This is a genomic window from Paenibacillus guangzhouensis (genome assembly GCF_009363075.1).
Lineage (GTDB): Bacteria > Bacillota > Bacilli > Paenibacillales > Paenibacillaceae > Paenibacillus_K > Paenibacillus_K guangzhouensis.
In genome coordinates this window covers 1,594,615-1,615,331 of sequence record NZ_CP045293.1, presented here as the reverse complement: position 1 = coordinate 1,615,331, position 20,717 = coordinate 1,594,615, and the positions used below count along the sequence as shown (strand labels likewise).

The following is a 20,717-nucleotide window of genomic DNA, read 5'->3' as shown; positions in this document are numbered from 1 at the left end:
ATATCGATTTATTCTGCCCGTTAGCTCAATGATTTCTATTTAAATGATCAACACCTTATGTTGCTACAACCAGGTCTTAACGATTTCCGCAAGCGTTATTTTAGTCGCGCCCTCGTCCGAAGGGTGAATTCCATCCGGAATAAGCCGGTCGAATTCAGCGGGGTTTTCGTCTAACATTCTACGCCAAACCGGGTATTGGTCTATGAGCAAAAGTCCGCGTCGGCGAGCCGTATCTCTGTATACCTGATAATATTGCTCAATTAGAGGACGGATTTCCAGGTGTTCCCGAACCGGTGGATTCATGGTCATCAACAGAATTTCGCAATTTTTGTTGGCAACGTGAATTCGATCGATAAGAGCATTCAGGTTTTCATCGCATTTCGTAACACTCGTCTGATAAGGCAAAAATGAGTCGTTAATAGCGAATTCCAGAATTACAGCGTCGGGAGCGAGAGCGATTACACGTTCCTCCAAATTTTCAAGTCCCCAGCCCGACCATTGTCCAGCTTTGGCGCTGTTAGTCAACTTAACTTGCCCCGGAAACCTTCGATCCAGAATCTCCTTTAATCCGCTGACCCAAGCTCCGCCTTCGGTTAGACTGGTTCCATAAACGACGATGTGCTGATGTTTGCCGTTTTCCAACTTGCTGATTGTTGCCGATAGGCTCATCTTGCTCATCCTTCCATTTCTAATTTAGATAAAAACGGTTTTTGCTTATTCTATTCGCCCTTGATCTACGCAATCTTGCTCGTTAGTTCAATCACAACAAAACGAATGTGTCATATAGACTCTCTTCTTATACCTCTTAATGACTCCGTACAAAAGCATTCACATTACCTAAGCAACACGCCGCTTGGGGGTTGTTTACTTCACACCCACATTACCAACGGCTTGAAGAAGTCGCTCTCTTGTCCAATTATGATAGCTTAATACTGTAATACACGCTCGAGAACGCCCATCCTGCCATATGAACGAGCAATACAATCCCCAGGACAGGAGCTGCAGACAATTTCACACCACATGCCATTATGATGAAAAGGATATAGATTGTTACCAGCGTAATTTTCCATGCGGCTGCTTGAGATTTACTTGAAATGATATGAAATCTTTCATCAAGTCCCCTGTGACGCGCTGCTTGCTTGCGACCCCACCATAACCCGAGCAATCCTCCACTAACACCGAGTAGTATCATCAGTAAGACTCCAACCTGATCCATACTCATGATTATTCACTCCCCTTGTCAAAAATAAATACATCTTCAATGTAACGATCAAACACTTTCGCAATTTTATATGCCAATTCTAAGGATGGATTATATCGACCATTTTCAATGGATATGATCGTCTGTCTCGAAACACCAACTCGTTCGGACAACTGTTCCTGTGTTAGCCCTATAGCTGCTCTTAAATCTTTAATGCGATGTTCCATCCAACCCCACCTCTATGTAAAACTAGCTTTACGTAAAGGATACTTTACTTTCAATTTGATGTCAAGCACACTTTACATCACGTAAATACTCCTTATCTGCATAAAACAAATAACCAGCTACACTAGCAATGTATATTTTTCATTAGCCACGTAATATTTCTTGCCTTCGCGTTGAAAAATTCCATTTTATGAAGCTTGCCGTTTCATCGAGAGAACCGTATCATAGGTTACGTTGCTATTATTCAACGAATAAGAAGAGCAGGAAGGATGACAGATATCGTGAACATAACTGAAAAACAGATGGTCGTATCCTTGGAGCCCGAATATGAAATCGAATACTTGCAGCTTTTAAATAATTACTTTACGGCTTCCGAGCGTAATAGTCGGGCATCCTCCATTCATGAAAAAAAACAGCTCATGGCGATAAAAGAGCAAATGGCGCTAATGTGCGACCAGAATCCGCATAAGATGAACATGCTGAGATCCATCATCCGTGATGTGAGAAACAGAAGGGAAAAGGCAATCGTCATCTCCAAATCGAATGCCGTCACCGCCCTGTTATTAGACGAGCTTTCTGCGGACGAGGACATCCATGGCGTTCTTATTATTACGTCACAGCTTTCCATCCATGAGACCAATGAGATGATAGACAGATTTAATAAAATCCCAGAATTCACCGTTCTCCTTATTACGGATTCCGTCAACACCGGTCTCGACGTCACGGCGGCAAATCATCTTGTGCACTATGATTATCCGGCCCGTTACTCTGATATTCTGCAGCGCAACAACCGCATATCAAGACAAACTTCATATCATAAAGAAGCGACCATATATTATCTCCTAACGTCGGGAAAAATCGACGAGTTCGAATATCGGGAATGCCGGAACCCATAGTGTAACGATGTAGCAAGGCTCCAATCAGTTCCACGGCAGCCTCATGCTGTTGTCTGATCCTACTCAATTTTTGTTTCATTGCATGAAAAAACCGGTCCCTCTACTCCTACAAAGGAATCCGGTTTTCGTAATCAATGCCAGCAGCCGCGTTTTAGCTATTTAATAGAATGTAGTGTCCCGTAAGAGTCCGCATATGCAGACTCTTACGATATATACTAGTTCTTTTGCGAGTACTTTTGGATCATGCTCTCTGCAATTGCTACAAGATCTTCCTTAGTAAGGGTGCTCTTCTTGTAGGTAGAAATCTCGTATTTAAGTTGCTTTTCTGCATCTTCCCAACTTAACTTGGTAGAGTACAGATCATTGGAGTTCGTAGAATAAATCGCGTCGATTCCTTTGATGCTTAAGTTTTCAAACTTCTCGCCTTTACCAGGTACACGGGTGACTTCCGTAATGAGCGGCTGAACCTTTTGGGAACTGATGCGGATTACGTCTGAATCCTTAGAGAAGATGACGGCTGCCCCACCGGCTTCACTCCATTTCAGTTTTTTCGCGTAATATTTCTTCCCTTTCGCCTCCGCTTTAAGTTCCTTCAACATCATTTCATACGCCTTGGTAAGAAACAGAGGATACGATGGCACGATCTCTCCAGACTTAAACACATATCCTTCTGGGATCCCGCCTAGCTGCTGCAATCCCGGCGTTTTGTATTTGGACAACAGCTTCGTATATTCATCGTAATCTAAACTGGTTATCCCGAGATAGTTAAAAGATAGCGAATTATCAGTCCCATCATACAGCACGGTTAAATGACCTGGTTTTTTATCTTTGGAATCAAATATGTCCATAGCCTCTTTTTTCTGACGTTCAAGATTGCTCTTGCTTGATGTCGCCTGCGTCTTCGACTGTTTCTGCGGTGTAGCACCAACCACTGTAGTAAATCCGCTTACTGATCCCAACGCTAGCAAAATGCTTGTTGAAGCGATGATCATTTTCTTCGTAAGGTTCATGGATGAATCTCCTCTCGGCCTTTTGGGCATGTGGTTTTGTTTACTTATATAACCCCTAAGCGTCTGGAAAAGAGACACTTAGAAGTGAAGTTATTTCACCATGCTACCTGCAAAACGGATGAATTCGGACTTGGACATATAACACTTATGAAGCGGTAAAAGGGACATTTTCCTAAAAAATGAATTATGTACATGCAGAAAAAAAGCCATGATCGTAATCGATCATGGCTAATACCGCTCAAGCACCCGGTAAATCGCATCCGTACCGAACCCGATCGATTCTACGGGAATGCGCTCATCCGCCGCATGGATCAGTTTGGTAAACTGCATATCTTTGGGTAACGACATAGGCAGGAACCCGTAGGTTTGGATGCCGAGCCTCGCGAACAATCTACCGTCCGTCCCCCGGGAAGCAGCATCGGCACTGGAACGGCCTCGTTGTCCGCTTCCCTCAGCACGTCAGAGAGCATACCAAACATCCCCATGTCGGGAGCTGCCGCGCATGGATCATGACGCAACACTTCCAGCCCGATCGAATCAGGAATCGCGAATCGGCGCAGCTCGTCTATAAATTGCTGTGGCGTGACACCCGGCAGCGTTCGACCGTCTAACTCAACCGTAATTTCACTTGGATGAACGTTGATTTTCTCCCCGCCGCGAACGACGGTGGCGCTGATCGTATTACGCAGCAGCGGGACGAACGTCGCACCCTTCTCCCCCAGAAGCTTCAGAATGAGGCCGCCCAACCGGGGACGCAGCAGCCCTCTCAGCAGCATAGCGGGCAGCAACGGCAGTGCCGAGGCCATGCCTTCTATCATCAACCGGGCCGCCGGCGTCGCACGCAGCGGCAGTTTACGCCTGCTGAGCGATTGAAGCATGTTCCCCAATTGCTCCATACAATCGGCGCCCGACTTGCCCATGGAGCCGTGGCCTCCGTCCCCTCGAATCGTCGCTTTGAGCCAACATAGCTGCTTCTCCGCCACCATAATCGGGTAAAAGGTTTTCCCTAGCGCATGAAACGCGAATCCGCCAAATTCGCCGAGCGCATACTTGACGCCTGCAAAATAATCGGCATGCTGCTCGACCAGGAAGGAAGCGCCGTATTCACCCCCTGCTTCCTCGTCGCTGACCATCGCCAGAATGAGATCGCCGCGTAGCGGCAGCTTGCGGACATGCGCGCGAAGGAAAGCCGATACGAGCATCGCCACGCCGCCTTTCATATCGAGAGCGCCTCGCCCCCAGACGAAGCCACCCTCTATGTCGCCCCCGAACGGATCGCGGCTCCAGCCTTGCATGTCAACGCCAACAACGTCGACATGCCCGTATAACAGCAGCGGAGGTGCCTCCTCGCTACCCTTAATCCTGGCGAGGAGATTGGGCCTGGCCGGATCAAGTGCCTCTAGTCGCGTCTCGATACCCGCATCCTCAAGCAGTTGCCGGATATACATGATGCATGCAGCTTCGTTACCTGGCGGATTCGTTGTATTGAAGCGGATCAACGCTTGCAAAATCTCCACGGGAGACGGCAGCTCCGCCGTGCGATAGGAGCTATCCTGTTCCAACTCGTCATTCGCCAGCCGGGTACCCATCACACCACTCCTTCCTATAATAGACTGCCCGCATAAGGTCGTTCGGCAGGAGGAACTCCGAGCCAACTGGGCAGACCGAACTCACCCTGCAGCCTTGCTAACCGACGCTCTTGCTCTTCAACGGATGCGCCTTTGGTACGAAACACCGATTCCAACATCGCGAGTGCCTGACGAACATGCGCCTCTTCTATCTGCTCACCTGTATCGCGCAATCGATCGACCAATTGTTGCACGCCTCTGTAAGGCGTAGTGACGCCTTGTTCATATTCGGCCGCGTTCCAATTTCGATTGCGTACGCAAGTAGCGATAGCTAGACAACGATGAAGCAATTCAATGGAATAAGCGTCCGGTTGCATGCTTGCGGCAGCCAGGTATGCTTCATCTTCCTTGTCGTCAAAAGCGAATACGCGCAATCCTTCCGTTGGCGCCAACCGTTTCAATACATTGCCCGGACCTAGTTCTACGGCTTCGGTAACGCCAATGCTCTTCTGATAAGCAAGAACCGCTGGCCAATTGACGGGCTCGGTCAATCCTCTTGCCAGCATACAGGCAAGCTCATCTGCTTTCCCGTAAGGCTGCCCCGTCAAGCAGGAAACGACGGGAAACCTCATCGCGCCGAACGAGATACCGCTCAGCACTTCGGCAAATTGCGCCGCCGCCGGCGCCATCAACGGACTATGGAAAGGTGCGCTTACCTGCAGCGGAATAACTGCAGCCCCATGGGCGGCCAATCTTTCGGCAGCTTCATGGACAGCTTCTTTGTGGCCCGATATTACCGTTTGCTGGTCTGAATTCATATTCGATACGACAACAATTCGGCTTCCGTCGACATCGCAAGCGCTGGTTTCCACACATATTTGGGAGACCAGCTCAGGACTCAGCCCGTTCACCGCAGCCATCGCGCCGGTCTCCGCAGCGGCAGCCGCTTGCATCAACTCACCGCGGCGGCGTACTAGCCGAAGTGCATCCGGGAACGTTATGGCCCCTGCGCAGGTTAGAGCGGTAATCTCGCCCAAGCTGTGGCCAGCAGCCATCGTCGGAACGTGTCCCCACTCCCGGCTGTAGACGCGATACATCGCCACGCCAAGCGCAAGAATGGCCGGCTGGGCATTCTCCGTCCGCGTCAGCTCCGTCATCGGCCCCTCATACATGAGGTTGTCAAGACGCATGCCCAGCGCTTCGCTCGCTTCCTCCATCGTTGCACTGACAACCGCATATCGCTCGCTCAGCGATTTACCCATGCCGACACGCTGAGAGCCCTGACCAGGCAACCATATGGCATGTTTGTTCAGCATTTTCCATCACGCTCCTCAGGGGCAGATCGGGGCAGGCGCCTCGGTCAGCATTTTGTTTATCGCTTCTACCATATCGCGTTCCCGCTCATGCAGGAAGAAATGTCCGCCTTCATACAGCATCAGCTCGCATCCCCCTGTCGCATAACGCGCCCATTCCCCAAGCGGGCCTCTGATGCAACTGTCGTCCTTCCCGCCTAAGATCGTAAGCCGGAGCGGCAACGGCGGCCGCACCCGGTGCTCGTATTCGCCGACAAGCTTGAAGTCGGCTCTTAATATCGGCACAAACATATCCAGCAGCTCCCGATGCTGGAACAATTCTTCTGGCATGCCGCCGAGCTGTTTCAACGCCTCAAGAAACTCTTCCTCCGGCAGCATATGGATCCGGCGCGCCTCTATCTGCTCACAATGCGGCGCCCCTCTGCCGGAGAGGAAGACTGCCGCAGGCAGCGGGAATCCTCCCTCCCGCAATGCATGCAGCAATTCATACCCGAGCATGCTGCCCATGCTGTGACCGAATATAGCATATGAATTGGAGTGTAACGCTGCCTCCTGCACCAGCGGCAGCAAATCTCGAACAGCCTCCGAAGCGTTCGCATAGAACGGCTCACCCATGCGGCTGCCTCTGCCCGCCAGTTCGGCCGGTACCAGTCGCACACCGGGATGCAGCCAATTCGTCCAGCGCCTGTACATCTGTGCGGAGCCTCCAGCATATGGCAAACAAATCAAAGTTATCGTCATAACACGGTCCCTCCGGGTAACATGTTGTCGCACTGCCTCTACGCGCCGGCGACGAGCGTCGTCCAGAACGCTTTTTCCTTTGTGAACAAATCGTCGGCGAGCGCCAGTTCTCTGCCACGATCGAAATGTCCACTCACAAAGCGGTCCTTCACGAGATCCCATCCGTTCTGCACTTCGCCAAGCTGACTAGACAACGCCGCATGAAGCGCCTCGTCAATCAGGCTCTTCTCTCGCATCGAGCGGAGCAGCGACATATTGGCGATATGCCGGTTGCAGATGATGTTGACGCCGACAAGCCCGTAAGTCAAATGCGCTTGCTTCTTCTCCGGGTCGGAATCGACATTCCACATGCCTTCAATGGAGAACTCGCTAAGCTCCCTCGCCAGCCGCTCCGCATTTTCCACCACTTCAGCCAGCTTCAACTCATATGGCTGAATCTCTTCCTGCAGGTTGTATACATAAAAGGCAGGTCCCAAATAGCTCGGGTTCACGTTGTATTCCGAGTTGCCGTACGCCTTGAGCAGCCTTTCTTCCGGCACCTCGTGCTCTTCGTAACCCGCAAGCGTGTCGTCAATGACGTAGAAGACGCCGCGCTCCTTGTCGTAGCCATTAAACAGCGAATAATGATACCAATGGAATTTTTTCCAGGCCATGCTGCCCGGCAGCCAGTCATACAAATCGACGTTAACGCTTAAGTTGCGTTCGCCCGTAAGCATCGCCCGGATCTCCTCCAGTACCGTCTCCTTGCTGCGAAAATGACCAGGCTCGATATAGCGGATCACCTGCGATAGCGGGAATCTGGCTGGATCGTCCATATAATACAGGGTATCAATGGTCGGATAACGAAAATCCTTGTCTGTTGCGGCCTCCCAAGGATAGTAACGGTAAATGTTCAAATAAGCCGCATCTCTGTAGCTAGGCTCCTCCGACACCGCAATAGAAAACGCCTGGTTCAGCATACAGTTCATCCAAAACTCATTAAATGGTTTCCTTTTCATTGACTGCTTCATCATTCGCCGCCTCCTTAGGCTTAGATATTGGTTCAAGCAAGCACAGCACTGATTTTTTTCCTTGCCCCATCTTCAACGAATACGCGAAGGATCGCCATATAATCATTCGCCAACGCCCAGGCGGTCTCTTCGTGGAAAAGACTTGTCGCATATTCCAGTGTAAAGCCGATCCTGCCGTCCCGCTCCGCCGCTTCAAGCGTCAAATCGAATTTGCTGACACCCGGATCGAACTCCTTGGGGTCGAATGCAATGCCGCCAGAACGGTAAGCGACGCGATCGATATTTTGCAAAATAAACATCGTATCGAAGAGAGGATTGCGGCTGCGGTCCTGTTCGATTCCTAGCTTCTGCACCAAATCCTCGAACGGGTAATTCTGATGCTCCAGCGCCCTCAGCACATCCTCATGCAGCTCTGACAAATAATCGCCAACGGTTCGGTACGATTCCGGGAAGCTGCGAATGGCGACCGTATTGACGAACATCCCGATCAGCCCTTCCAATTGTGCATGATTGCGGCCCGCTACTGGCGTGCCAATAATGATATCCCCCGCACCGCCGCTCCATTTGCTCAGCAGTATTGAATAAGCTCCGAGCAGTACCGTATACAACGTCGTGCCGCGCTCGCGCGCAAAGGCCTTGATCTTGAGCGTCAGCTCCTCATCCAGTTTGAAGTTGATCAGGCTGCCCACGAAGTTTTGAAGTTCCTGCCTTGGCATGGCCGCACTTAGGTCCAGCTTAGGCAGCTCCCCTTCGAACGCCTCCAGCCAGTAGCGCTCATGCCCCATATAGGCCTCGCTGCCGATTCCTTCTTCTTGCCATGCCGCGTAATCCCGGTACTGAATATCCAGCTCCGGCAGCTCACCGCCACCGTACAAAGTGGTCAATTCCTGCAGCAGGACGCTGACGGATACGCCGTCGGTAATAATATGATGAAAGTCCAGCAACAACAGATGGCCGTCCTCGCCAAGCGGAATCAATCCGGACCGGAACAACGGGAGGCTGCCGAGATCAAACGGACGAATAAACCGCTCCATCAGCGCACTGATACCGCCGAACAATCCTTCATCCCCGCCTTCCGCGAGCAGCTTGCCCGCTGCCATTCTCAACTTGGCGCCTCGCTCCAACGTAAATACCGGCTCCGCATGCACGCGTTGGCAGAACTCGTCCTCTTCGTGGTGGAACGTCGTTCTGAGCGATTCATGGCGGCGTATCATAGCCAGGAAAGCTTCCTCCAGCCTCTCCACATCAAGCTGTCCTTGCATATGCACGGCGAAAGGCACATGGTACATCGTCGCCCCGCCCGAGATCAGCTCCATCATGAATTGGCGGCGCTGCGCCCTCGACATCGGATAACGCTCGCGCTCTGGCTGCTTTGGAATCCGCGCGACTGCTACCGTACCGCTAGAGTCCAGATGGGCCGCTAAACCTTCAAGCGTAGGATTCATAAATATATCTCGCAGCGGCAGTTGAATGCCCAATCGTTCTGCAATGCGGCTGACCATGCCTGCTGCCTTCAGGGAATGGCCGCCCACCTCGAAAAAGCTGTCCTTCGCGCTGATCGCGTCCGTACCGAGCAGTTCCTTCCAGATCTCGGCCAACTTGCGCTCGGTATCCGTCGAGAGCGGAACAAGCTCGCGTCTGCCTGTGTTGTTCGGTCCCGGCTTCGGCAGTGCCCTTCGATCAATTTTGCCCGTTGGCGTAAGCGGAATCCCATCTAGAACGACCATATAGGCCGGAACCATATAAGAAGGCAGCTTGTCCGCGAGATAATCGCGTAATTGGACTGTCATCCGGCTGGATGGCGTGTCCCCGTCCGTCTCCGCATCCGCTGCAACTGCGTTCTGCATGACGACATACGCACAAAGCGCATATTCCTCATCCTCTTCCTGCAACGCGGTGACGACCGTTTCTTTCACCTGCTCATGACGAAGCAGCAACTGCTCAATTTCACCGATTTCAATTCGATGTCCCCTGATTTTCACTTGGAAATCACGGCGGCCTGCATAGGCAAACTCCCCATTCTCAAGCCTGCGCCCAAGGTCGCCCGTGCGATACATGCGTTCACCCGGTACATAAGGATTCGGCACAAAGGCGACATCCCACTCGGGATGGCTGAGGTATCCACGCCCAACACCAGGTCCGCCGATACATATTTCGCCCGTGACGCCTGTAGGCTGCAGCTTCAATCCTTCATCAAGCACCATCATCATGGAACCTTCGATCGGCGTGCCGATTGAAATCTCCTCGCCTTCGGTGACTTCCCGGATGGAGGTCCATACCGTCGTCTCCGTCGGACCGTACAGATTAAACAATCTAGCTCCGGTAGCAGCGCGCAACCTGCCGAGCACATCGCCTGTCAGCGGCTCCGCCCCGATCATCACGATGCGCAGCTTCTGCAGACCGTCCGTGTCGCCCCGTTGATTCATCCACCATTTGAAGCGCGATGGCGTGATTTGCAGCACATCGACATCATGCGCATGAATCAAGCCTTGCAGCAAGGCGGCGTCGCTCCGCTCCTCTTCGGTGGCGAGTACAATGCGCATACCCAGCGTGAGCGGAAGCAGACTTTCAACGACAAAAATATCGAAGGAAGCTGATGCCATCGCCAAGATACTCTGGCCCTTCTCAAACGGAATCCGGTTGCGGAAGCCCCCGATGAAGTGCATTAACCCGCGATGCTCAATCATCACACCTTTGGGACGCCCAGTCGATCCCGACGTATACAGCACATATGCCAAATGGTCCGGCTTGTGGATCAACTCCGGATTGCCTCTATCGGCCGCATACAGGTCTGGATCATCCAAATGCCACTCGGTAACGGCTCTCGTTACGACCCCAGCAAATGCTTTTTCCGTCAGCAAAAGTGCTTCGCCACAATCCTCAAGCATCCAGTCGATCCGTTCTTTCGGGTACGCGGGATCAATGGCGACATATGCACCACCGGCCTTCAGAACACCCAAAATACCGACAAGCAGCAGCGGGCTGCGGGACGCCATCAGCGCGACAATGCGCTCGGCCCCTACGCCCTTCCCTCGCAAGGAATGAGCAAGACGATTCGCCCGTTCGTTCAATTCGGCGTACGTCATCATCTCCGCGCCGAATTGAATGGCCACCGCGTCTGGCGTGCGTGCCGCCTGGCGCTCCATTTCTTGCACAAACCCTGACCATTCTGCCGTTGCTTGCGTGGAAGCCGCCACCGCGTTTCCTTGCCATTCCGTGATGCCCTTCTCAGCTCGAATATCCATCCAACGATTGCTCCCCTCTCTACTCACGGCCTGTTCAGGCATCCTTCTTCCGGTCAACAGAGCCAGCAATTGCTCCCGCTCGCGATCCCCCATTAGCTCAAGGTCGCCGACCATGCGATCCTGCGATCTGCACATGTCCCGCACGAGTATGGTATAACTCTCCGCCATGCGTCGCGCTGTTTCATCATGAAACAAATCCGTTGCGTACTCCAGTTGAAGCTCGATTTCCGCTTCTCGATCCACCGCTTCCAACGTCAGGTCGAACTTGCTAGTTCCCGCCTCGAACGGCAATTCGCCAAAGACGACACCTTCCGCTTCCATCACGGTCCGGTCCATATTTTGCAGCACAAACATCACGTCAAACAATGGATTCCGACTTCTGTCCGCATCGGCCTTCAGCCCTTCAACCAAGTCCTCGAAAGGATACGTCTGACGCGAAAGCGCCTCTACGACATGATGATGCAGCTCCATCAGATAGGTGCGTACCTTCTTGTCCCTTGCCGGTCTTGTCCGCAGCGCCAGCGTGTTGACGAACATCCCGATCAGGCCATGCGTATCAGCATGCTCCCGGCCTGCGGCGGGGGTTCCCACAATGACTTCGGCCTGCCCGCTGTATTTGGCGAGCATCGCGGCAAAAGCGCCCAACAGCACCGTATACAACGTCGTCTTCACTTCTCTCGCCAGCTGCCTTGCCTCCGCCGTCGTCCGTGCATCCAATCGGAATGAATGACGTCGGCCTTGATAACTCGGAAGAGACGGCCGCGGCCGATCCGTTGGCAACTCCAGCACGGGAAGCTTGCCATCGAAAATTTCCATCCAGTATCGCTCATGCTCCGCATAAGCGGCATTTGCAAATTCAGCTTCCTGCCACACAGCATAATCGCTATATTGCACGCGCAGCTCAGGCAGCGTCTGTCCGGCATACAGCTGCGACAGCTCATTCACCAGCAAGCCAGACGAGACGCCATCCGTAATGATGTGATGAACATCCAGCAGCAGCAGATGTTCTTCCTCATTAAACCGCAGCAGTCCCGCTCGCAGCAGCGGCAATTTGTCTAGTTGGAGTGGACGCTGAAAGACTTCCATCAGCCTCGTCACCTCGGTGCCGTCCGGCAATCCTCCCCGCAACGCTTCTGCTCCGGTCAACGCTCCGCGATCCAGTGCCTCCAGCTTAAATGCGTACGGCGGATGAACCCTTTGCCTGAACTCGTCCTTTGTCATATGGAAGGTCGTACGCAAGCTCTCGTGGCGTTCGATCAGCGCCGTGAACGCGTCTTCCAGCCGCGTTGCATCCAGCCTGCCCTGCACACGGAGAGCGAACGGCACATGATACATGGTGGCTTCTCCGGCCAGCATCTGCATCATATATTGACGGCGCTGTGCGCGCGACATCGGATACCACGCGCGGCGCTCCGCTCTCGGGATTGGCTCGACCACCGCAGTTCCGTCCCGCTCCTTCAACCAAGCCGATATTTCCGCAATGGTGGTAAGCTCGAATATGAGGCTGAGCGGAACCAAGGCGCCTGTCGCCTGCTGCAGCTTACCCGCCAGCACTGCAGCCTTCAAAGAGTGGCCCCCGACCTCAAAGAAGTCGTCGTGAATGCCGATTGGCGCAGCCGAATCGCCGAGCACTTCCTTCCAAATGGCGGCGACGCGCTCTTCCATCCCATCTCGCGGCTGATCCGCCTCTCCCTGTGATCGAAGCCCGAATTCCGGCTCCGGCAAGGCGCACCGATCCACTTTTCCGTTCGGCGTCAGAGGTATCGCGTCAATCGTCCCAATATAGCTCGGAATCATCGCCTCGGGCAGCTTGTCCTTCAGCCTTCTTCGCCATTCCCCTGAAGGGAGATGCTCCGAAGCGACCACATACGCACACAGCTCTTTGTCTCCGCTTGCTTGCTCTCGAACGACCACAACCGCATCCTCTACCTCGGGGAGAGCAATCAATTGCGAACGAACTTCGTTCATTTCTATTCGGACGCCTCGGATCTTCACCTGTTGGTCGGCCCGATCCACATACATCGCGTTGCCGTCTGACAGCCACTTTGCAATATCGCCGGTGCGGTACATGAAGCAGCCCTCCCGGTACGGATGCGGCAGAAAACGCTCGGCCGTCATAGCCGGATTGTTCACATAACCATCGGCAAGGCCGCTGCCGGCAATATACAGCTCCCCGGCTGTATTGATAGGCGCAAGCTGGCCGCCATAACCGAAAATATATATTTCGACATTGTGCATCGGCCCGCCAATCGGTACATAACCGCCGTGATAATCGCCCGGCTTGTATACGTACATATTGGAGCACACGGTCGCCTCTGTCGGTCCGTAGCCGTTTACAATCCGAATCTCGGGATTAAGTTTCGTATACAGCTCCAAGGTTTCGTCTTTAATCGGTTCTACCCCAACAAGCATTTTGTCTAACGCTATCGCGCATGCTGATTGCTCCAGCAGCCGCGCAACCTCTCTCAGCAAAGACGGCGGCAAATAAGCGAATGTAATCTGCTCTTTCACGATCACCTCGGCAATTCGCCGCGGATCAAGCAATTTCGGCTCTGAATAAAGCACCGTGCAAGCGCCGAACATCAGCGGCATAAATAGTTCGGCTACGCTGACGTCAAACGAGATATTGGTTAGGCTGAGGCATCTGTCTCTCTCCCCGTAGTTCCCGTCGAAGAACATTCTGAGCGATTGACCAAAGTTGTAAAAGCTGCGGTGCGGCACCATGACGCCCTTCGGATGACCCGTAGAACCAGAGGTATAAATGACATACATCGGATCGTCTGCGTCCTGCGTCCATGCTTCGTGGGCATCGTCTCCACCAGAGAACAATGTCTCATCCGCTATGTCCAGTACCTGTAGGGTGGCCGGAACACCGTGCTGAACTCCGGCACGCGGGCTGTCCGCGAATATTAGTTCCGCACCGCTGTCCTCCAGCATATAGCGGATGCGTTCGCCAGGATAATGCGGATCTACAGGCATATAGGCGCCTCCGGCTTTCATCACAGCGAGCATCGCTGTCAGCATGGGGATGGAACGTTCTGCCATGATGCCGACGACGCTGCCGCTTCCCACACCTTTGGCGCGCAAGGATCGCGCCAGCGCATCGGTACGCCGATCCAGCTCCTGATAGGTCATGGATTCACCGCCGCAAGATACGGCTGGCAGGTCGGGAACAACCACCGCCTGTTCCTTGAAGCAAACATGCAGACAGCGCGGCGGCGGAAAGTCCGCTTCACGCCTCCCCAGCGTTAGCAGTTGTTCGCGCTCCTCCTCCGACAGCATCTCTGCTTCACCGAGCGAGAGTTCAGGGTGATGTGTCACGCTGCGCAACAGCTGCACATAATGCCGTATGAACCGCTCAGCTGTTGCACGGTGAAACAAATCGGCATTATATTCCACGACAAGCCGCAATTCAGGACCATGCTCCACCGCCTGAATCATCAAATCGTATTTGGCCGTGCCATGATCAAAGCGCTGATGGCGATACGACAACCCCTCGGACGAAGCGTTTGGGATACCTAGGTTTTGCATGATGAACATGGTATCAAACAAGGGATTCCGGCTGGCATCTCTTCTGTCCACCCATTGCGCGATTTCCTCGAATGGATAATCAGCGTGGGCGTAAGCCCCAGTCGCGATCTCTTTGACTTCAGATAAAAAGGTTCTGAACGGCTTATCGGCGCGCGGATAAGCGCGCAGCGCCAACGTGCCGGTGAACATGCCCGCGATGGCTTCGAGCTCGCGCCTGTTCCGTCCCGCAATCGGCGTGCCGACGACAATGTCCTCCGCTCCCGTATAATGGGCAAGGAATGCGTAATACGCTGATAGCAGTACCATAAACGGCGTCGCGCCCGATTCGGCCGCGCAGCTATGCACTGCGGCGGTCAACCCCGCATCGACGAATACGTCGAACGTCTCGCCGCGATGGGTTATGACGGGGGGACGCGGAGCATCGGTCGGGAGCGCAAGCGTCGGCCAGTCTCCCTGGCATTGCTCACGCCAATACCGTTCAGCCTTCCCGGAGAGCGGCCTGCTCTCCTGCCATACTGCATAATCTTTGTATTGCAGAGGCAGCTGCGGCAATGATCTGCCTTGATATAAAGACATCAAGTCGGATAAAAGAATACCTGCCGACATGCCGTCGGATGCAATATGATGCATATCCAGAAACAGCACATGGCGCTCCGGTCCCAGCGTAAGCAGAGCTGCGCGAAGCAGCGGCGCCGTATCGAGCCTGAACGGTTGGAACAAGCTATGCAATATGCCATCCGCATCTGCTTCATCGGCCTCCATGCGTATCAGGCGGAAAGGAATGTCAGCATGAATGCGCTGCCTGATCTCGCCGTCAATGACGTGGAAGGTGGTTCGAAGCGTCTCGTGACGCAAGACAATAGCTTGTAGGGCTGCCTCCAGCCGGTCAACATCCACTGCCCCGTCCAGGTGCAGCATTTCGGGCAAATTATAGCTGCGATCATTCGGCATCGCCTGCTGTTGCAAATACATGCGTTTCTGCGGCGATGAGACAGGATAGTGCTCTTGCGGTGCCGCTTTTGGAATCGGCTCCAGTCGATGGCCGGACAATGATTCGGACCCTTGGCCGCTCAACGCCCCGACATCCCCGTCATTTTCTCCAGATCTACCATATCCACTGGTTTTTGCTTGTCTGTCATATCCGCCGTTCCCAACATTTGTTCTATGTGCGGTCGCCACACCGTTCTCCCTAAGCCGCCTCTCAATGAGAGTTGTGAACGAAAGCAAATCCGCGTGCCCCAGCAAATCCGCTACCTGAATGCGGATGCCCGCAAGCTCGCTGAGCTGGTTCACGATTTTGAGCGCAATTATGGAATCGCCGCCTAGCTCATAATAACCGGCATTCACAGGCAATTCGTCATATCCGAGCATTGCTCCCCAGACATCTGCGACCTGTTGCTCCCATGCGAGTCCTGAACGCTCACCTGTTAACGCAACGCTATGAGGGCGCTGACTCGTCATCCCGCCGCTCCGCTCCAGCTCCGCTTGCCATCTAGCAAACGTCTCATTCATTTCTTGTCGAAGTGTCTCGGGAATATCCCTAGCAAGCGAATACCCACCCCAAACTCCAAGTTGTGTATGAATCGCCGCTTCAGCACGGTCTTCTACCACCCAACAGCGTTGAGAGTCGAACGGATACGTCGGAAGCGGCAGGCGATGGCGGCGTTGTCCCCCATAGACTGCCTGCCAATCAATCTCGTAACCGTCCACGTAACGTTGCCTCAGCTCCAGTGTGTCCATTCCCCACTCGTGTGGAACGGACTGCTGCTCCATCTGCCCTGTCGCAGCCAGATCGGCCGTCCCGAAGCGAACATGAGGCAGCACAAGGCTAGTAAGACCGCTGTCGGCTGCGGCATGCAAGGTGAGTAGAAGCTCTTCCCAGCTGCTAGCCGCAATCGCTAAGCGATATCGATGGGCTCCCCTGCCGACGGCCAGGGTGTAACAAAGGTCGGCCAAGCTCCGGCTCACATCGCCTTGATACCGCTGAACCCAATCCCGCATCAGCAGCACGAGCCGTTCTAACGCCGTCATGCTATGCGCGGACAAGCAGAACAGCTCCGTTCTATCCGAAAGACTCGACGGCACCCTGGCAGGAGCCTCCTCCAGCACAACATGGCAATTGGTGCCGCTCATGCCGAACGCGCTGACTCCGCATCTTCTTGCCTCGCCATCCGTCTCCCACGGCGTTAATTCGTCATTCACATAAACAGGCGAATCCACAAATGGGATGTTGCGGTTCGGTACGCGGTAATGAAGCGTAGGCGGAAGCTGTTTGTGAACGAGCGACAGGATCGCCTTGAGCAGCCCTGCAATACCGGCGGCATGATCGAGATGTCCGATATTTGTCTTTAGTGAGCCAATGGCGCAAAATTGCCGTTTGTCGGTATATCGCCGAAAGGCACGCGTCAGTCCGTCGATCTCGATCGGGTCGCCCAGCGAGGTTCCGGTACCGTGCGCTTCCATATACGTCACCGTTTCGGGATCAATGTCCGCATCCTGCCAGGCGCGCGCAATGACATCCTCCTGGGCAAGGGCGTTCGGAGCGGTAATGCCGACCGAACTGCCATCCTGGTTCACCGCGCTGCCTTTGATGACCGCATAAATCTCATCGCAGTCCGCTTGCGCGCGGGACAGCGGCTTGAGCAGCAGTGCAACCACGCCTTCGCCGATTCCCGTTCCGTCCGCCGAGTCATCGAACGTTCTGGCCCGGTTGTCGCTTGACTCGATGCCAAGCCGAATGCCGGTATCCAGCGGTAGCACGTTTATTTTGACGCTACCGGCAATCGCCGCCTCACATTCGCCGCTGCGGATCGATTGGCATGCCAGATGGACCGCTACAAGCGAGGAGGAGCAGGCGGTGTCCACACTGATCGCCGGTCCACGCAAATTCAGCAAATACGAAATCCGGCTCGGTATGATCGAGCTCAGATTGCCGGGCGCCGCCATAGACAAGACGTCCGGATCCAGCGCTTCAATGATTCGCTTGTAATCATGCAGCGCGTCCCCGTTATAGCCGATAAAGACGCCGGTGCGCGAACCATGCAGCGCATCTCCGCCGTAGCCGGCATTCTCAAGTGCACCCCAAGCCGTCTGCAGGAACAGGCGTTGCGCCGGACTCATCAGCGAGGCTTCCTTGGGTGAAATCCCGAAAAAAGAATAGTCAAAACTTGAAATATCTTCCATATACGCCCCGTCAAAAAAGGAAACGGAGCCGTATTGTGCCTCCATGCGGCGTAAATACGGCTTCAGCTCTTCCTTGCGGGCATCCGGAAATCCGCTTACCAGGTCCTTGCCGCTCCGGACCAATTCCCAAAAGGCTTCATGCGATTCCGCGCGCGGCAGCTTGGCGGATATCCCGACAATCGCAATATCCTTAAGGGAAATATTCGATACGGAACCCGCGCTCCGCCCCTTCCGTCCGGATGTATCTTTATTGGTATCCAGCAAATCCAGTTGAAACATGGCACCCAACCCTCCTAGCTAGTAATGGAATTGCTGACGGCCTTTTTTTGTACCGCCCTCCCACTGCTCCCGAGCAGTAACAGCAGCACATGTGCCGCGATGCCGACTCCGCCGGCCAGAGCTAATAATCCAAGCGTATTTGGCTGCCAATCGTCCGCCCATTGCAGCATGATATATAAGGTGCCGGTGCTGCATATATGGGCTGCAAGCGACCCCCAAAGCGAATGCGAGCCTGCGCGAACAACGCCGTATATAATTGCGCCCAGCGCTGCAAATGCGCCAATCGTGACATTCATAAATACGGCGCCGAACAATACGGCTTGGATCAGAACCGTCCACAGAGCCGAAAGTTGTTGACGCAAGGTATAGAACAACATGCCTCTGAAGAGCCATTCCTCTAGCAGAGACCCGAGCAGCAAGCTCCCGAGCACGAAAATGATCAGGCTGCCTCCGGCGACAAAAGCGACCAGATCCGAAATGGCCGGAAAGGTCGCTTGGATCCACGGAAGACGGGTAAACGCGGCGATAAACAAGCCGAGCCAGACGCCCGTCCCTACGGACAGCAGCAACGAGCCCCCGCGCACAGGAACAAACCCCAGATCCTTCAGCGTAATTTTCTGCCAGCGCAGCAGCGGAAGATAGACAGCTAGCACGATGATATTGGATACGATCAGCACCATGCCGGAATTGCTCCCGATCCAGTCCTTCAGCACGGGATCGGTTACCCAGTTGTAGAGGGCATGGTTGACAAGCATCACAATCGCTGCATAAATGACCAAATAGCTGACGGTATTTCCCGCGATTCGCAATATCTTCACCAAGGCGTCACCGCCTCGGAAGACAACGGCACGGAGATGGAAGCACGATGCTTGACCGCGAGGAATATGCCAATCGCGATCATCACTGCTGCCACAGCCATCACGATGGACATGACGGTAACGTCCGTCGTCTCCGGCCCGTAGTGCCACAGCAGGTACTGGCTGCCCTGACATGCGACTTGCGCGGCAATCGGCGCCCAGATCGATTTCAACCAGACATACAAGAGTGCAAAAATAACCGCACCGAGAAAACCGTACAGCGACAACGGAATGTCCCCGAAGAAGAACAACGCCCCGTACAACACACCCTGAATCACGATCGCAATCCAGACAGGGAACACGCGACTGAACGCATTCATCAGAATGCCTCTGAATAACGTCTCCTTATAGATGTTACCGAGAATCAGAAAGACCAGGAATACATACCATTCCGCGCGGTTCAGGTAATCGAACAATTCGTGAAACTTGAACTTGTCTGATGCAATGGCGGGAAGCCTGGAGAACGCGACGGTAAACAAGCCGGCTCCAAGCCCGATCCATAATGCGATCGCGACCGACTTGCCGCCCATCACGCGGAACTTAGCTGCACGGAACAGATTTTCTTTGAATATAAACCTCCAGGCCAGCAGCATAAGCGGCAAGCCTACCATATCGTTCAAAATAATCACCGTAACCGTATTCTGTTCAAACCACGAGCTTGTGGGGTATACAAAATCGAAAAATAACCTCGTCACTGTAAAAAACCATGCAAAATACAGGCCGATTACAACAGCCACGCGAGCCAGCATCATTCCCCACACCTTCATGCGGTTAGACCTCCTATTGTGCTGCCGACGGAGCGTCATCCGTCAGCGCTTGATTGGCGCGTGCGCCGATGTCGCCGTTGCTGGAGGTCCGCCAGACATTGACGGAACCTCCGATCAACGCAACTAGACAGAACGCTGTAATGATATACAATGACACATCGCCCAGCTTGTCATACCATTCGTAGAACCCGATGTATTTCAAGAGGAAGATGGATCCCATAGCCGTATTCTGTACCAGAATCGGCGCCCACAGCGACCCCGTGCGCCAATACAGCGACCCATATATCAGACCCGAGCCGATGCTGATGACCGATAGCGCCGCGCTAGGCTGGAAGTAGGCGTAAGCCGCGGCTTGCACAACCAAGGCCGCATATACCGGCATAACCCTGCGAAGCTCACTAAAAATGAGGCCTCTGAACAATATTTCTTCAAATGCCGGACCAATCAAGCCAGCGCCTAGAATGACATACCAGATCGAATCCCCCTTGATCAGATCATCGACCAGCGCGGGAATGGACGGGAACTCCCGCGCAATATCGTCAATGACGATCAGGCCGATGCTGAACAAGCTTCCGGCAAGACCCAGGCCAATCATTTGCAGGACGCGCGAGGCGCTCAGCCGTTTGAAGCCCGACGCGCGGAACAGATTTTTTTCCGCATGGGGCCAGATCCATCCTTTGATACGAAAGATGAGCATATATACAAGCGTAATCAGCGTGAACAGCACGACCATAAACATGGCCGGGTTGCGATCCAGAAACTTGGCGAAGGACAACGTCGCTTCGTAATTGTAAGTAGAGCGAAGCAGATAGAGCAGCGCATAAAAGACCCCAATATAAAGTGCGATATTCCCTAACAAGATCAACACTTTTTTCACAGGAAAGCTCCTTT

13 protein-coding genes are annotated in these 20,717 nt (G+C 53.7%); 1 reads left to right on the top strand and 12 read right to left on the bottom strand.

Annotation, left to right across the window (positions count from 1 at the left end; all coding sequences use genetic code 11):
* Positions 1-63 precede the first annotated feature (63 nt).
* From GCU39_RS07180 to GCU39_RS07170, 3 genes are all read right to left on the bottom strand, one after another.
* The gene (locus tag GCU39_RS07180; protein WP_227793474.1) at positions 64-678 is read right to left on the bottom strand and encodes an SGNH/GDSL hydrolase family protein; all 615 of its coding nucleotides are present in this window, start codon (positions 676-678) and stop codon (positions 64-66) included.
* 238 nt (positions 679-916) lie between these two features.
* Entirely contained in the window at positions 917-1,222 is a 306-nt protein-coding gene (locus tag GCU39_RS07175; protein ID WP_152392883.1) for a hypothetical protein, read from the bottom strand.
* A gap of 2 nt (positions 1,223-1,224) precedes the next feature.
* The gene (locus GCU39_RS07170) at positions 1,225-1,428 is read right to left on the bottom strand and encodes a helix-turn-helix transcriptional regulator (RefSeq protein ID WP_152392882.1); all 204 of its coding nucleotides are present in this window, start codon (positions 1,426-1,428) and stop codon (positions 1,225-1,227) included.
* Between the two features lie 279 nt (positions 1,429-1,707).
* Between GCU39_RS07170 and GCU39_RS07165 the strand changes: the two genes are divergently transcribed.
* Positions 1,708-2,322: a helicase-related protein gene (locus GCU39_RS07165; protein ID WP_227793473.1), complete on the top strand. Its 615-nt coding sequence runs from the start codon at positions 1,708-1,710 to the stop codon at positions 2,320-2,322.
* 215 nt (positions 2,323-2,537) lie between these two features.
* Here the strand turns inward: GCU39_RS07165 and GCU39_RS07160 are convergent, their stop codons facing one another.
* The 9 genes from GCU39_RS07160 to GCU39_RS07120 form a co-directional block, all read right to left on the bottom strand.
* Positions 2,538-3,332 (bottom strand): DUF4367 domain-containing protein, encoded by a 795-nt coding sequence (locus tag GCU39_RS07160; RefSeq protein WP_152392880.1) that lies wholly within the window; start codon positions 3,330-3,332, stop codon positions 2,538-2,540.
* Between the two features lie 311 nt (positions 3,333-3,643).
* Entirely contained in the window at positions 3,644-4,921 is a 1,278-nt protein-coding gene (locus GCU39_RS07155) for a M20/M25/M40 family metallo-hydrolase (RefSeq protein WP_227793472.1), read from the bottom strand.
* A 14-nt stretch (positions 4,922-4,935) separates the two neighbouring features.
* Positions 4,936-6,216, bottom strand: coding sequence for an ACP S-malonyltransferase (gene fabD / locus GCU39_RS07150; protein WP_152392879.1), 1,281 nt, complete (start codon positions 6,214-6,216; stop codon positions 4,936-4,938).
* 15 nt (positions 6,217-6,231) lie between these two features.
* On the bottom strand, positions 6,232-6,954 hold the full coding sequence (locus GCU39_RS07145; RefSeq protein ID WP_152392878.1) for a thioesterase II family protein: 723 nt from the start codon (positions 6,952-6,954) through the stop codon (positions 6,232-6,234).
* Positions 6,955-6,992: 38 nt separating this feature from the next.
* Complete coding sequence (locus GCU39_RS07140) at positions 6,993-7,967, bottom strand: hypothetical protein (RefSeq protein ID WP_227793471.1); 975 nt, start codon at positions 7,965-7,967, stop codon at positions 6,993-6,995.
* Between the two features lie 29 nt (positions 7,968-7,996).
* Complete coding sequence (locus tag GCU39_RS07135; RefSeq protein WP_152392877.1) at positions 7,997-18,202, bottom strand: type I polyketide synthase; 10,206 nt, start codon at positions 18,200-18,202, stop codon at positions 7,997-7,999.
* 14 nt (positions 18,203-18,216) lie between these two features.
* The gene (locus GCU39_RS07130) at positions 18,217-19,020 is read right to left on the bottom strand and encodes a CPBP family intramembrane glutamic endopeptidase (protein ID WP_152392876.1); all 804 of its coding nucleotides are present in this window, start codon (positions 19,018-19,020) and stop codon (positions 18,217-18,219) included.
* Complete coding sequence (locus GCU39_RS07125; RefSeq protein WP_152392875.1) at positions 19,017-19,826, bottom strand: CPBP family intramembrane glutamic endopeptidase; 810 nt, start codon at positions 19,824-19,826, stop codon at positions 19,017-19,019. The genes GCU39_RS07130 and GCU39_RS07125 overlap by 4 nt, the downstream gene beginning before the upstream one ends.
* Before the next feature lie 13 nt (positions 19,827-19,839).
* Positions 19,840-20,703, bottom strand: coding sequence for a CPBP family intramembrane glutamic endopeptidase (locus GCU39_RS07120; RefSeq protein WP_152392874.1), 864 nt, complete (start codon positions 20,701-20,703; stop codon positions 19,840-19,842).
* Positions 20,704-20,717: the final 14 nt, after the last annotated feature.

Coding starts and splice junctions, on each gene's coding strand:
- GCU39_RS07180 (WP_227793474.1), bottom strand. CDS start 678: ATGAGCAAGATGAGCCTATCGGCAACAATCAGCAAGTTGGAAAACGGC.
- GCU39_RS07175 (WP_152392883.1), bottom strand. CDS start 1,222: ATGAGTATGGATCAGGTTGGAGTCTTACTGATGATACTACTCGGTGTT.
- GCU39_RS07170 (WP_152392882.1), bottom strand. CDS start 1,428: ATGGAACATCGCATTAAAGATTTAAGAGCAGCTATAGGGCTAACACAG.
- GCU39_RS07160 (WP_152392880.1), bottom strand. CDS start 3,332: ATGAACCTTACGAAGAAAATGATCATCGCTTCAACAAGCATTTTGCTA.
- GCU39_RS07155 (WP_227793472.1), bottom strand. CDS start 4,921: ATGGGTACCCGGCTGGCGAATGACGAGTTGGAACAGGATAGCTCCTAT.
- fabD (WP_152392879.1), bottom strand. CDS start 6,216: ATGCTGAACAAACATGCCATATGGTTGCCTGGTCAGGGCTCTCAGCGT.
- GCU39_RS07145 (WP_152392878.1), bottom strand. CDS start 6,954: ATGACGATAACTTTGATTTGTTTGCCATATGCTGGAGGCTCCGCACAG.
- GCU39_RS07140 (WP_227793471.1), bottom strand. CDS start 7,967: ATGATGAAGCAGTCAATGAAAAGGAAACCATTTAATGAGTTTTGGATG.
- GCU39_RS07135 (WP_152392877.1), bottom strand. CDS start 18,202: ATGTTTCAACTGGATTTGCTGGATACCAATAAAGATACATCCGGACGG.
- GCU39_RS07125 (WP_152392875.1), bottom strand. CDS start 19,826: ATGAAGGTGTGGGGAATGATGCTGGCTCGCGTGGCTGTTGTAATCGGC.